General features: G+C 62.2%; 12 protein-coding genes. 5 read left to right on the forward strand and 7 right to left on the reverse strand.

Annotated features, from left to right (window positions below):
• Positions 1 to 124 precede the first annotated feature (124 nt).
• The gene (locus ACP7BX_RS07810) at positions 125 to 877 is read left to right on the forward strand and encodes a DUF2059 domain-containing protein (protein ID WP_177074319.1); all 753 of its coding nucleotides are present in this window, start codon (positions 125 to 127) and stop codon (positions 875 to 877) included.
• A gap of 6 nt (positions 878 to 883) precedes the next feature.
• Here ACP7BX_RS07810 and ACP7BX_RS07815 read toward each other — a convergent pair whose 3' ends face one another.
• Positions 884 to 1,804: an alpha/beta hydrolase gene (locus ACP7BX_RS07815; protein WP_426127218.1), complete on the reverse strand. Its 921-nt coding sequence runs from the start codon at positions 1,802 to 1,804 to the stop codon at positions 884 to 886.
• A gap of 99 nt (positions 1,805 to 1,903) precedes the next feature.
• On the opposite strand from ACP7BX_RS07815, the gene ACP7BX_RS07820 reads away from it, so the two are divergent.
• On the forward strand, positions 1,904 to 2,479 hold the full coding sequence (locus ACP7BX_RS07820) for a DUF6436 domain-containing protein (RefSeq protein ID WP_426127216.1): 576 nt from the start codon (positions 1,904 to 1,906) through the stop codon (positions 2,477 to 2,479).
• 31 nt (positions 2,480 to 2,510) lie between these two features.
• On the forward strand, positions 2,511 to 4,865 hold the full coding sequence (locus ACP7BX_RS07825; RefSeq protein ID WP_426127214.1) for a penicillin acylase family protein: 2,355 nt from the start codon (positions 2,511 to 2,513) through the stop codon (positions 4,863 to 4,865).
• On the opposite strand, the gene ACP7BX_RS07830 is transcribed toward ACP7BX_RS07825, so the two are convergent.
• Positions 4,851 to 5,759: an AraC family transcriptional regulator gene (locus ACP7BX_RS07830; RefSeq protein WP_426127212.1), complete on the reverse strand. Its 909-nt coding sequence runs from the start codon at positions 5,757 to 5,759 to the stop codon at positions 4,851 to 4,853. The two genes, ACP7BX_RS07825 and ACP7BX_RS07830, sit on opposite strands and share 15 nt — an antisense overlap.
• Positions 5,760 to 5,862: 103 nt before the next feature.
• Between ACP7BX_RS07830 and ACP7BX_RS07835 the strand changes: the two genes are divergently transcribed.
• Positions 5,863 to 6,216 (forward strand): carboxymuconolactone decarboxylase family protein, encoded by a 354-nt coding sequence (locus ACP7BX_RS07835; protein WP_016973032.1) that lies wholly within the window; start codon positions 5,863 to 5,865, stop codon positions 6,214 to 6,216.
• Here the strand turns inward: ACP7BX_RS07835 and ACP7BX_RS07840 are convergent.
• Positions 6,194 to 7,159 carry a GlxA family transcriptional regulator gene (locus tag ACP7BX_RS07840; protein ID WP_426127209.1) on the reverse strand — a complete coding sequence of 322 codons (966 nt, stop codon included), beginning with the start codon at positions 7,157 to 7,159 and terminating at the stop codon, positions 6,194 to 6,196. The two genes, ACP7BX_RS07835 and ACP7BX_RS07840, sit on opposite strands and share 23 nt — an antisense overlap.
• Before the next feature lie 197 nt (positions 7,160 to 7,356).
• Here ACP7BX_RS07840 and ACP7BX_RS07845 point away from each other — a divergent pair, with 197 nt between their 5' ends.
• Positions 7,357 to 7,998 (forward strand): HD domain-containing protein, encoded by a 642-nt coding sequence (locus ACP7BX_RS07845; protein ID WP_058426491.1) that lies wholly within the window; start codon positions 7,357 to 7,359, stop codon positions 7,996 to 7,998.
• A gap of 141 nt (positions 7,999 to 8,139) precedes the next feature.
• Here ACP7BX_RS07845 and ACP7BX_RS07850 read toward each other — a convergent pair whose 3' ends face one another.
• The 4 genes from ACP7BX_RS07850 to ACP7BX_RS07865 form a co-directional block, all read right to left on the reverse strand.
• Positions 8,140 to 9,024: an ABC transporter permease subunit gene (locus ACP7BX_RS07850; RefSeq protein ID WP_003195236.1), complete on the reverse strand. Its 885-nt coding sequence runs from the start codon at positions 9,022 to 9,024 to the stop codon at positions 8,140 to 8,142.
• Positions 9,021 to 9,941 carry an ABC transporter permease subunit gene (locus tag ACP7BX_RS07855; RefSeq protein ID WP_016979002.1) on the reverse strand — a complete coding sequence of 307 codons (921 nt, stop codon included), beginning with the start codon at positions 9,939 to 9,941 and terminating at the stop codon, positions 9,021 to 9,023. Before ACP7BX_RS07855 ends, ACP7BX_RS07850 begins: the two co-directional genes overlap by 4 nt.
• The gene (locus tag ACP7BX_RS07860; RefSeq protein WP_033897564.1) at positions 9,938 to 11,080 is read right to left on the reverse strand and encodes an ABC transporter ATP-binding protein; all 1,143 of its coding nucleotides are present in this window, start codon (positions 11,078 to 11,080) and stop codon (positions 9,938 to 9,940) included. Before ACP7BX_RS07860 ends, ACP7BX_RS07855 begins: the two co-directional genes overlap by 4 nt.
• Before the next feature lie 71 nt (positions 11,081 to 11,151).
• A complete protein-coding gene (locus ACP7BX_RS07865; protein ID WP_010207338.1) occupies positions 11,152 to 12,246 on the reverse strand; it encodes a polyamine ABC transporter substrate-binding protein in 1,095 nt (364 codons plus the stop codon).
• Between the last annotated feature and the right edge of the window lie 92 nt (positions 12,247 to 12,338).

The following is a 12,338-nucleotide window of genomic DNA, read 5'->3' on the forward strand; positions in this document are numbered from 1 at the left end:
ATACGCCTGTGAATCCGACAGAGCCGCCGAGCGTCTGACTGCACTTTAGTCAGGTGACTGATAGGACTTCTCGACAAATCCTACGCCCGACACGGACAATAGTGGCCGACTGACAGGAGTCCATATGCGTCGTTTGTTTTTTTCCTTGCTGATGTTCTGCGTTTTGCCCGCCTGGGCAGACGGCCATGACCAGTTGTACAAGGTCGCCGGCTGGGCCGAACAACGTGCGCATTTCAATGATGCCCTCAGTGCCGCCCAGCAGCGTTACCGCAACAGCTTGCCACCGGCGGTGTACCAGGCGCTGGTGGACAACAGCAATAAACGCTTCGCCGCCCAGGCTGTGGACCAGCGTGCCGAAGCGCAATTGCGCAAGAACCTGGCGGATCCCAAACCGGCCCTGGCGTTTTTCCAATCGCCCCTGGGCCGCAAGATTGTCGCCGCCGAGTTGCTCGCCACGCGCCGTGATCAACTGGCGAAAAACGCCCAGGGCCTGCCGAAAATCGACGCCGACGCGACTCGCAGCCTGATCATCGGCCACCTGGCCCAGGCCCTGCCGGCCCGAGAAGCCGGTGCGGAAGTCAGCCTGGCGATTGCCGGAGTCGCGGCCGATAGCTTGAGCCAGATGATTCCCGGCCTGCTGGGCGGTGGGCAGGCCCAAGGCATGTTGAACGGCCAGCGTGAGCGGTTGATGCAGCAGATCGACAAGGATCTGAACAACACGCTGCTGTACGTCTATCGGGATTTGTCCGACCCGGAGCTGGAAGAATTCGCGACGTTTGCCGAGTCACCGGAGGGTAAGGCGTATTACCAGGCGGCTCTCGCTGCCATTCGCGCCGGACTGGCAGTCGGCCAGAGCACCTCCAGCCTGGCGCCCTGATCGCCATCACACACGGTCGGTGAGGTACTTGAAATACACCTCGCGAATCTCCGGAATCTCATTGGCCAGATGATGCCTGCCACGCGGCAGCATCAACACCTCGGGCTGGTCGAACTTGCCGCGCAACACCTGCAGGTTGTGCTGCCAGTCCACCGTCATGTCTTCCTCGCCTTGAACGATCACCGGCCGCCGGGTGCTGCGCGGTGCGGCTTCGATGCGTTTGATCCAGCGCGCCAAAGCGCCCACCCAGGCAGTCGGCAGTTGGCGCGGTTGCAGCGGGTCGGCTTCCAGGAACGGCTTGAATGCCGGGTCGTGGGTGTTTTCGCTGAATCGCCGTGCGATGCCTTTGACGAACGGGCGCAGCAGGTAGTAGCTGACCTGCGACCATCCCCAGGCACGCGGCCGCACCAGCGGTGACAACAGAAAAGTCTTGCCCTGGGCCGGGCTGTCGTCGCCATGATTGAGCAGGTGATCCACCACCACCGCGCCGCCGGTGCTTTGCCCGAACAGGTGCCAGGGTTGCGGCAGTTGCAGTGCTTGCGCCTGGGCAAACAGCGCCTTCACCACCTGTTGATACACCGCAAAATCATCGATGCTGGCGCGCGCACCGCTGGACAGGCCATGCCCCGGCAAATCGCAGGCGATCACCACGAAGCCCTGCTCCAGCGCCCACTTCACCACATGACGGTACAGCCCCATGTGGTCGTAGAAGCCGTGGAACATGAACATCGTCGCCACCGGCGATTGCGGCCACCACACCTGGGCCACCACCTCAAACCCCTCCACCTCGAAACGCCCCAGGCGACTCGCGGCCTGGTCCAGCCCGTAGAAACGCTGGTAGACCCGCGCCTCGGCTGAAAGCGGTTGCGCGTCCACCAGGGGCCGCAAGCTTTCGCGCAGATGATCAGGGTCAAAGGTAACGGGCATAAAGGCTTCCAGACTTGCGGCAAAGATGAATATCGAGCTGCGATATTCATCTGTCAGGACAAGCATGGCAAGCTACGCGACCTTCGAGGATACATCTGAATGCGACAGCCCTACCGCACCGCCTTGTTCGCGAGCCTGATCCTGGTGATCTGCGCTGGCGTGCTGTGGGCGGCGTATGACTGGTTCCAGGGCCGCTACCTGCGCGCCTTCAGCGAGCACACGGCGGTGTTTTCCGGCGACCCGTTGAAGCTGCCTGCCGACCTCGCCGGCCCCGGCCCGATCCGCCTGGTGCATTTCTGGGACCCGGCCTGCCCGTGCAACGTCGGCAACCAGCAGCACCTGGGCGAATTGATCGAGCAGTACGCGCCCCAAGGCGTCGAGTTCTACGCGCTGCAAAAAACCGGCAGCCACGGCCAACTGCCCGACAACCTGCGCAGCATGAAAACCCTCACTGCCCTGCCCGGCGCCGAGCAGGTGCCGGCCAGCCCGGCCGTGGGTATCTGGGATCGCAGCGGCAAGCTCGCGTACTTCGGGCCCTACAGCGAAGGCCTCACGTGCAATTCCAGCAACAGTTTTATTGAGCCGATCTTGAAGGCCCTTGAAACAGGACGTGAGGTAAATGCCACGCACACCCTGGCGGTGGGCTGCTATTGTTCGTGGCCAAAAGGCTCGTAGCTCGCCACCCCACTCTTGGTAAGGAATGTTCATGAAGCGCGTCTTGCGGGTTTTCGCGGTTCTTGTCGTGCTGGTCGCCCTCGGCGCCGGTTGGTACCTGTACAGCAAGCAGCCCACCCGTCAGGGCACGGTCACACTGGCCAACCTGCAAGGCACGGTCACGGTGCGTTACGACGACCGTGGCGTGCCGCACATCCAAGCCGAGAACGAAACCGACCTGTACCGCGCCCTGGGCTACGTGCACGCCCAGGACCGCCTGTTCCAGATGGAGATCATGCGGCGCCTGGCCCGAGGCGAACTGGCCGAGGTGCTGGGGCCCAAGGTGCTGGAGACCGACAAGCTGTTCCGCAGCCTGCGCATTCGCGACCGTGCGGCCACCTATGTGGCGCAACTCGACCACGAGTCGGCGCACTGGAAGGCGCTGCAAGCCTACCTGGACGGAATCAACCAGTATCAGGACAGCCACGCCAGCCCGATGGAGTTCGACGTGCTGGGCATCCCCAAGCGGCCGTTTACCGCCGAGGACACCATCAGCGTCGCCGGGTACATGGCCTACAGCTTTGCCGCCGCGTTTCGTACCGAGCCCGTGCTGACCTACATCCGCGACCAACTGGGCAGCGACTACCTGAAAGTCTTTGACCTGGACTGGCAACCCAAAGGCGCCCTCAACCTCGCCACCAGCGATTGGCAGGCCCTCGGCGCCCTCGCCTCCCTGAGCGAACAGGCCCTGGCCGACAACGGCCTGCCGCAGTTCGAAGGCAGCAACGCCTGGGCCATCAGCGGCAACCGCACCAAAAGCGGCAAACCGTTACTGGCCGGCGACCCGCACATCCGTTTCTCAGTGCCGTCGGTGTGGTACGAGGCGCAGTTGTCGGCGCCGGGTTTCGAGCTGTATGGCTATCACAATGCACTGGTGCCGGTGGCGTTCCTGGGGCACAACCTGGATTTCGGCTGGAGCCTGACCATGTTCCAGAACGATGACCTCGACCTCATCGCCGAGAAGGTCAACCCGGACAACCCCAACCAGGTCTGGTATCACGACCAGTGGGTCGACATGAGCAGCACCGAGCAACAGATCGCAGTGAAGGGCCAGGCGCCGGTGACGCTGACCCTGCGCCAATCGCCCCACGGCCCGATCATCAATGATGTGCTGGGCGAAAACGCCGGCAAGACGCCGATTGCCATGTGGTGGGCCTTCCTCGATACCCAGAACCCGATCCTTGAGGGCTTCTACCAGCTCAACCGCGCCGACACGCTGGTGAAGGCCCGTGCGGCGGCGGCCAAGGTGTCGGCGCCGGGGCTGAACATTGTATGGGCGAATGCCAAGGGCGATATCGGCTGGTGGGCGGCGGCGCAGTTGCCAATCCGGCCAGCCGGGGTCAACGCCGGGTTTATCCTTGACGGCAGTACCGCCCAGGCCGACAAGCTGGGCTTTTATCCCTTCAGCGCCAACCCCCAGGAAGAAAACCCGGCGCGCGGCTACGTGGTGTCAGCCAATGCCCAGCCGGTCTCGCCGACCGGCATGGAGATTCCCGGTTACTACAACCTGGCCGATCGCGGCCAACAGTTGAACGCGCAGTTGAGCGACAAGAGCGTGAAGTGGGATGTGAACAACAGCCAGGCCTTGCAGCTCGGCACCACCACCGCCTTCGGCCCGCGCCTGCTGGCGCCGCTGTTGCCGGTGCTGCGTGAGGTGGTCAAGGACCCGGCGCAGTTGAAACTGGTGGAGCAGCTTGCAAGCTGGAAGGGTGACTATCCGCTGGACTCGACCAGCGCCACGCTGTTCAACCAGTTCCTGTTCAACCTGGCCGACGCCGCCTTCCATCCGAAACTCGGCGACGGCATGTTCAAGACCCTGCTCGGCACCCGCGTGATCGACGCCGCCCTGCCACGCCTGGCCGCCGCGCCGGATTCGCCGTGGTGGGACGGCAAGCGCGCCGACATCGTCAAGCTCGCCTGGGACAACAGCCTCGCACACCTCAAGGCCACCTTCGGCGATGACCCAAGCCAATGGCAATGGGGCAAGGCCCATACCCTGACCCACGGTCACCCGCTGGGCTCGCAGAAACCCTTGGACCTGATCGTCAATGTCGGCCCGTTCCCGGCGCCGGGCACCCACGAAGTGCCGAACAACCAGTCAGCCAACATCGGCCCGGCACCCTGGCCCGTGACCTACGGGCCTTCGACCCGCCGTCTGATCGATTTCGCCGACGCGGCTCACGCGCTGACCATCAACCCGGTCGGCCAAAGCGGGGTGCCGTTTGACCGGCATTACGGCGACCAGGCAGAAACCTACATCGAAGGCGGCTACGAACAGGCGCACTTCACCGACGAGGAAGTCACCGCCAACACCCGTGGCACCCTCAAGCTGCTACCCGCCCGATGACCGCAGGCGCCCCGGCGCCTCGCCATAGGTTTCCTTGAACTTCTTGCTGAATGCCGCCTGGGACTGGTAACCCACCTGGGCGGCGATATCCAGCAGGCTCAGGTGCGACTGGCGCAACAGGTTGAAGGCCAGCTCCATGCGCAACTGGGTCAGCAGCACCCACGGCGAAACGCCCGCGACTTTCACGAACGCACGCATGAAGGTGGCGCGTGACATCATCGCAGTCGCCGCCAGGCTGTCGATGGTCCACTCATGCCCCGGATCGGCCAGCATCGCCTGCCAGGCCTTGCTCAGGCGCTTATCGGCAAGCAGCGCGAAGGTACCGGCCACGGGCGCCTGGCGCGCCAGCCAGGTGCGCAGGATCAGGGTGAACAGCGCCGACGACAACGCATCGATAAAGGAGCGCGCGCCCAGTTGCTGGCTGTCCGCTTCACTGCGCAGCAGAGCAATCAACGCTGCCAGTTGGCCGTCGCCCTGCCACTCGCGACTGGACACCACCAGGTACTCCGGCAACGCGCCGAGCAGCAACGACTGGCGGTTGTAGTGGAAGCTGCCGCAAAGCATGTCGAGCTCCGGCCGGTCGCCGCCCAGGCGATGCACCGGGAGCAGGCCACCCTCGATCACCGTGGGCTGCATCGGCCGGATGCGCGCGCCCTGGCTGCGTAATAAATGGGTAGCGCCGCCGGGCATCAGCAGAATATCGCCCTCCTCCAGCGTCACCTGCTGCCCGCCCGACAACTCGGCACGGCAGTTGCCGCTGAGCACGATGTGGTAAGGCGCCACGCCGAGGCTCTCCGGCGCGTGGTCCAGGGCCCAGTCCCCCTGGAATTGACAGCGTAGATCCAGACTGCCGCGCAGGTTGGCCAGCGCGATGAGCGTGTCGATCGAATTCATTTGCGAGCATCGGTCAAAAAGATGAGCGGATTGAACAATAACGCCACCCCCGAACGGAAGAGACTGGCTTCACACCCACCACACCTGTTCAGGAGTTACCGCAATGTTCAATAACTGGTCCGACTTGCTGCCTACCGTGAAGAAAGCCTTTGGCGCGCTGGGCAAGAGCAACCCGAAGATGGTCAAAGCCTACATGGCGCTGGGCGAAGCCGCCGAAGAAAACAACGTGCTCGACGCCAAGACCCGTGAACTGATCTCCATCGCCGTGGCCATCACCACGCGCTGCGATGGCTGCATCGGCGTGCATGCCGACGCGGCGATCAAGGCCGGCGCCACCCGCGAAGAAGTCGCGGCAACCCTGGCCACCGCCATCTCACTGAATGCGGGCGCGGCGTACATCTACTCGCTGCGCGCGCTGGAAGCCTACGACACCCTCAAACCGGCGCCGCAAAGTTAAGCCGGAATTGTTGCGGCGTCACGCCCAGCCGGCGGTTGAACACACTGCGCATGTGCTGGGCGTCGCGAAAGCCGCATTGATAGGCGACCGTCTTGAGCGGTGCGGGGCTGCTTTCAAGCATGACCCGCGCCGCGTCTACGCGCGCCCGCTCGACAAACTCCGCGGGTGTGATCCGCGCCTCGCGGGCGAACACCCGGGAGAAATTGCGCGCGCTCATATTGGCCGCCTTGGCCAGGTCGGCAATGGTCAAATCCCCCGTCAGGTTCGCCAACACGTACAACTGCACCAGCGCCACCGCCGAGGTGGTTTCGGCATGAGGTGTCAGGAACGGGCTGAACTGCGATTGCCCGCCCGAGCGCTGGGTGAACACGACCAGGCGCTTGGCCACACTCAACGCGACTTCCGGGCCGTGATCCTGGGCCAGCAAATACAGCGATAGATCGATGCCCGCCGTGACCCCGGCCGAGGTGTAGAGGTTGCCGTCCTGTACGTAGAGGCGGTCAGCGTCGACCTGAGCCGTGGGGCACAAGCGCGCCAGGTCCGCTGCGTCATTCCAGTGGGTGGTGACGGTTTTTCCATCCAACAGCCCGGCGCGCGCCAGCATGAAGGCGCCATTACAGATCGAGCCGAAGCGTTGCGCACGGGCAGTGGCGCCGCGCAGCCAGTCATCGAACTCGGCGCCGAAGTCTTCGAAGGGTAACTGCGGGCCGCCAGCGACCAGCAGCAGGTCGTAGGGCTCAAGCGCTTCGCTGTAATGCCGGTGGGCCTGCAACGCGAGGCCGTTGGAGGCGGCCATGCTGCCGTGGCCGAAGCCGATCACGTCCAGTTGGTAATGGTCTTGCGACGGTAGAAAGCGGTTGGCTTCGCAGAACACGTCCATGGGGCCGGTCACGTCCAGTGATTGGACGCCGGGGAAGATCAGGATGGCGACGGTTTTGCCCATGGTCGGAAATAACCTTGTGATGAATCGACGGTAGACGACCGCTTCACCCTAGCGAATCACCCACCAACATGCCACTTGGCACGATGTAGCGGCACATTGGCCGGGATCGCATCCTCGCCGCCATAGCCCCTTCGCGGGCACGCGACCAGACTGGTCTCATCGGCGCCACCCCCGGCGCTTTGTTGAGGAGAACGACCATGAGCACCACCATCGCCGGCATCCAGATCCCGGACAGCGCCTTGGCCAAGGCCACCACCGAATACATCCGCGACGTCGAATCCGACCTGCTCTACCACCACTCCCGCCGGGTCTTCCTGTTCGGCGCGTTGAGCGGCGAACGCAAGCAGCTCGCCTACAACCCGGAGCTGCTCTACGTCGGCGCGATGTTCCATGACCTGGGCCTGGTGGAAGGCCACCGCAGTGACAACGAGCGTTTCGAAGTCGACGGCGCCAACGCGGCGGCGGCCTTCCTCAAGCCTTACGGGCTGAGCGATGACGACATCGAACAAGTGTGGCTGTCCATCGCCCTGCACACCACACCGGGCGTGCCGCAGCATCTGCGTCCGACCGTGGCGCTGGTGACGGCCGGTGTAGAAATGGACGTGCTGGGCATGGACTACGCCGCGTTTTCCAGCGTGCAGCGCGAAGCCGTGGTGCATGCGCATCCACGCGGCGAAGGGTTCAAGGAGTGCATTATCTGCGCGTTTGCCGACGGCTTGCGCCATCGTCCGCAGACCACGTTTGGCAACGTGAAGACGGATGTGTTGGTGGATCAGGAGCCGGGGTTCAAGCCGATGAATTTTGTGGAGGTGATTCGTAAATCCCCTTGGGTTGCCTGAAACACAACCCTATAAACACCACAAAACCACTGTGGGAGCTGGCTTGCCTGCGATGAGGCCGTGTCAGTCGACTCATCTGTCGACTGATACACCGCTATCGCAGGCAAGCCAGCTCCCACATTTTTTACCGCGTTGCGCCCGTTAGACCGGTGCAGGCGCGCGACGCTTGTCCGGCTGCTGCCAACCATCCGCCGCCGCTTCTTCGATGGCTTGCTGGATAGCTTTCTTGCGGTGCTCTTCAGCTCGACGGCTGAAGAACCACACCAGGAAGGTCACCAGCGACACCGCCAACAGGATCAGGCTGGCCACGGCGTTGATCTCGGGTTTAACCCCAAGGCGCACTGCCGAGAACACTTCCATCGGCAAGGTGGTGGAACCCGGCCCCGACACGAAGCTGGCCAATACCAGGTCATCCAGCGACAGCGCGAACGACATCATGCCGCCCGCCGCCAACGACGGCGCGATCATCGGGATGGTGATCAGGAAGAACACCTTCCACGGCCGCGCACCCAAATCCATTGCCGCTTCTTCGATCGACAGGTCCAGCTCACGCAAGCGCGCCGACACCACCACCGCCACGTACGCCGCACAGAACGTGGTGTGGGCGATCCAGATGGTGACGATGCCACGCTCCTGGGGCCAGCCGATCATCTGCGCCATGGCCACAAACAGCAGCAACAGCGACAGACCGGTGATCACTTCCGGCATCACCAACGGCGCAGTCACCAGGCCGCCGAACAGCGTGCGACCCTTGAACTGGCTGATGCGCGTCAGCACGAAGGCCGCGAGCGTACCCAACGCCACCGCGGCCACCGCCGTGTAGCAGGCGATTTCCAGGGAGCGTGCCACCGAGCCCATCAACTGGGTGTTGTCCAGCAGGCCCACGTACCACTTGATCGACCAACCGCCCCATACCGTCACCAGTTTGGATTCGTTGAACGAGTAGATCACCAGGATCAACATCGGCAGGTAGATGAACAACAACCCCGCCACCAGCATAAAGCTGGAGAATCTGAAGCGCTTCATATCTTGCCCTCCATCTCTTTGGCTTGGCTGCGGTTGAACAGGATGATCGGCACGATCAGGATCGCCAGCATCACCACCGCCAGGGCAGACGCCACCGGCCAGTCACGGTTGTTGAAGAATTCTTGCCACAACACTTTACCGATCATCAGGGTTTCCGGGCCGCCCAGCAGTTCCGGGATCACGAACTCGCCCACCACGGGGATGAACACCAGCATGCAGCCGGCGATGATGCCGTTCTTGGACAGCGGTACAGTGATCTTCCAGAAGCTGTTGAAGGTGCTCGAACCCAGGTCGGATGCGGCTTCCAGCAGGCTCTGGTCGTGTTTCACCAGGTTGGCGTACAGCGGCAGGATCATGAATGGCAGGTACGAATAGACCACGCCGATATACACCGCGATGTTGGTGTTGAGGATCTGCAGCGGCTCGTTGATCAACCCGATGGACATCAGGAAGCCGTTGAGCAAGCCGTTGTTGCTGAGAATGCCCATCCACGCATACACGCGGATCAGGATCGCAGTCCAGGTCGGCATCATGATCAGCAGCACCAGCACGGTCTGCATCTCTTTGCGCGCGCTGGCGATGGCGTAGGCCATCGGATAGCCGATCAGCAGGCACAACAGCGTGCTGAAGAACGCCATTTTCAGCGAGCCCAGGTACGCGGCGATGTACAACTCGTCGTCGCCGAGCATCGCGTAGTTGCCCAGGTTGAGCACCAACTGCAGTTTCTGCTCAACGAAGGTGTAGATCTCGGTGTACGGCGGGATCGCAACGTCGGCTTCGGCAAAACTGATCTTCAGGACGATGAAGAACGGCAGCATGAAGAACAGGAACAGCCACAGGAAGGGAATGCCAATGACCGCATGACGGCCACTGGGCGTTATTCGTTGCAGGCGGCGCTTGAGCTTCTTCATGTTCATGAGCGAAGTACCACGCCGCTGTCGTCTTCCCACCACACGTAGACCTGGTCACCCCAGGTTGGCCGCTGGCCACGGCGTTCGGCGTTGGCGACGAAGGACTGCACCAGCTTGCCGCTCGGCAGCTCCACGTAGAACACCGAGTGGCCGCCCAGGTAGGCGATGTCGTGCACCTTGCCGCTGGACCAGTTGTGTTCGCAGGTCGGCATTTCGGTGGTGACCAGCAGTTTTTCCGGGCGAATCGCGTAGGTCACCGACTTGTCTTCCACCGACGTGGCGATGCCGTAGCCCACGTAGATGTCGCGGTCCAGGTCGGCGCACTTGAGCACCGCATGGCCTTCGGCATCGTCTACCACCTGGGTATCGAAGATGTTGACGTTGCCGATGAACTCGCACACCAGGCGGCTGGTAGGCGTTTCGTAGATGTCGATCGGGCTGCCGATCTGGGCGATCCAGCCCAGGTGCATGATCGCGATGCGCTCGGCCATGGTCATGGCCTCTTCCTGGTCGTGGGTCACCATCACGCAGGTCACGCCGACGCGCTCGATGATTTCCACCAGTTCCAGCTGCATCTGCGAACGCAGTTTCTTGTCGAGGGCGCCCATGGGCTCATCGAGCAGCAGCAGTTTCGGGCGCTTGGCCAGGGAACGGGCCAAGGCCACACGCTGACGCTGACCACCGGACAACTGGTGCGGTTTGCGTTTGGCGTACTGGCTCATCTGCACCAGCTTGAGCATCTCGGCCACGCGGGCGTCGACCTCAGCCTTGGGGATCTTGTCCTGTTGCAGGCCGAAGGCGATGTTCTGCGCCACGGTCATGTGCGGGAACAAGGCGTAGGACTGGAACATCATGTTGATCGGCCGCTCGTAGGGCGGCATGTCAGTGATGTCTTCGCCGTCGAGGTAGATACGCCCTTCAGTCGGACGCTCGAAACCTGCGAGCATGCGCAGCAAGGTGGACTTGCCCGAACCCGAACCGCCGAGCAAGGCGAAGATCTCGCCTTTCTTGATTTCCAGGGACACATCGTCCACGGCAATCGTCTCGTCGAACTTCTTCGTGACCCGGTCGATTTTGACCAGCACCTTCTTCGGTGTCTGGTCCCCTTCGAGGGCTTTCTTATAGGCGCCGGAGGCAACTGCCATTTACGAAACTCCCAACAAAATTGCTGTTCGCCCGATGCAGGCGAACCCAGGATAGTTTGAGCGTTAAAGCTTTATTTGCCCGTCTTGACCTTGGTCCAGCTACGGGTCATCAAACGTTGCACTTTCGGGGGTAGCTCGAAGTTGACAAAGGTCCTGTCGAGTACCGCCTGCGGTGGGTAAACCGCTTCGTCCGTGCGTATCGATTGCTCCATCAGTTTGTCCGCCCCTGGGTTAGGGTTGGCATAACCGACGTAATCACTGACCTGGGCGATCACCTCAGGTTGCAGCAAATAGTTGATGAAGGCATGGGCCTCTTTGACGTTGGTGGCATCCTTGGGGATGGCCAGCACGTCGAACCACAGGTTGCCGCCTTCTTTGGGAATCGTGTAGGCGATGTTCACGCCCTTGCCAGCCTCGGCCGCACGGGCCTTGGCCTGGAACACATCACCGGAGAAACCCGCCGCCACGCAGATGTTGCCGTTGGCCAGGTCCGAGATGTATTTGGAAGAATGGAAGTAGGTCACGTACGGCCGCACTTTCAGCAGCTTCTCTTCGGCCTTCTTGTAGTCATCCGGGTTCGTACTGTTGGGGTTCAGGCCCATGTAGTTGAGCACCGCCGGCAGCATTTCATCCGCCGAGTCCATGAACGACACGCCGCAGGTCGCCAGCTTCTTCATGTTCTCCGGCTCGAACAGCACCGCCCAGGAATCGATATGGTCGACGCCCAGCACTTCCTTCACCTTATCGACGTTGTAGCCGATGCCATTGGTGCCCCACAGGTACGGCACGGCGTACTGGTTGCCGGGGTCATTCTTTTCCAGGCGCTTGAGCAGCGCCGGGTCGAGGTTGGCGTAATTGGTCAGCAATGACTTGTCGAGCTTCTGGAACGCCCCGGCCTTGATCTGCTTGCCCAGGAAGTGGTTGGACGGCACCACCACGTCGTAGCCGGTACGCCCGGCCAGCAGCTTGCCTTCCAGGGTTTCGTTGGAATCAAACACGTCATACACGGGCTTGATGCCGCTGGCCTTTTCAAAGTTGGCCAGGGTGTCGGTGCCGATGTAATCCGACCAGTTATAAATATGCACTGTCGGTGCGGCCTGCACGCTCAACGTCAGCGTGATACCTGCACCCACCAGCATGGCTTTGCGAAATAAAGAAATTGGCAAGTGGAGGTCCTCTTAAATAGTTGGGCCCAAAGTTGTTGCCCGGCAACAAAACCGGCGCGCAACTTACCCTCGATAAACCGATCCGGCAAAAC

Source organism: Pseudomonas sp. DWP3-1-3b3, assembly GCF_049896305.1.
Taxonomy (GTDB): Bacteria; Pseudomonadota; Gammaproteobacteria; order Pseudomonadales; family Pseudomonadaceae; genus Aquipseudomonas; species Aquipseudomonas azotoformans_A.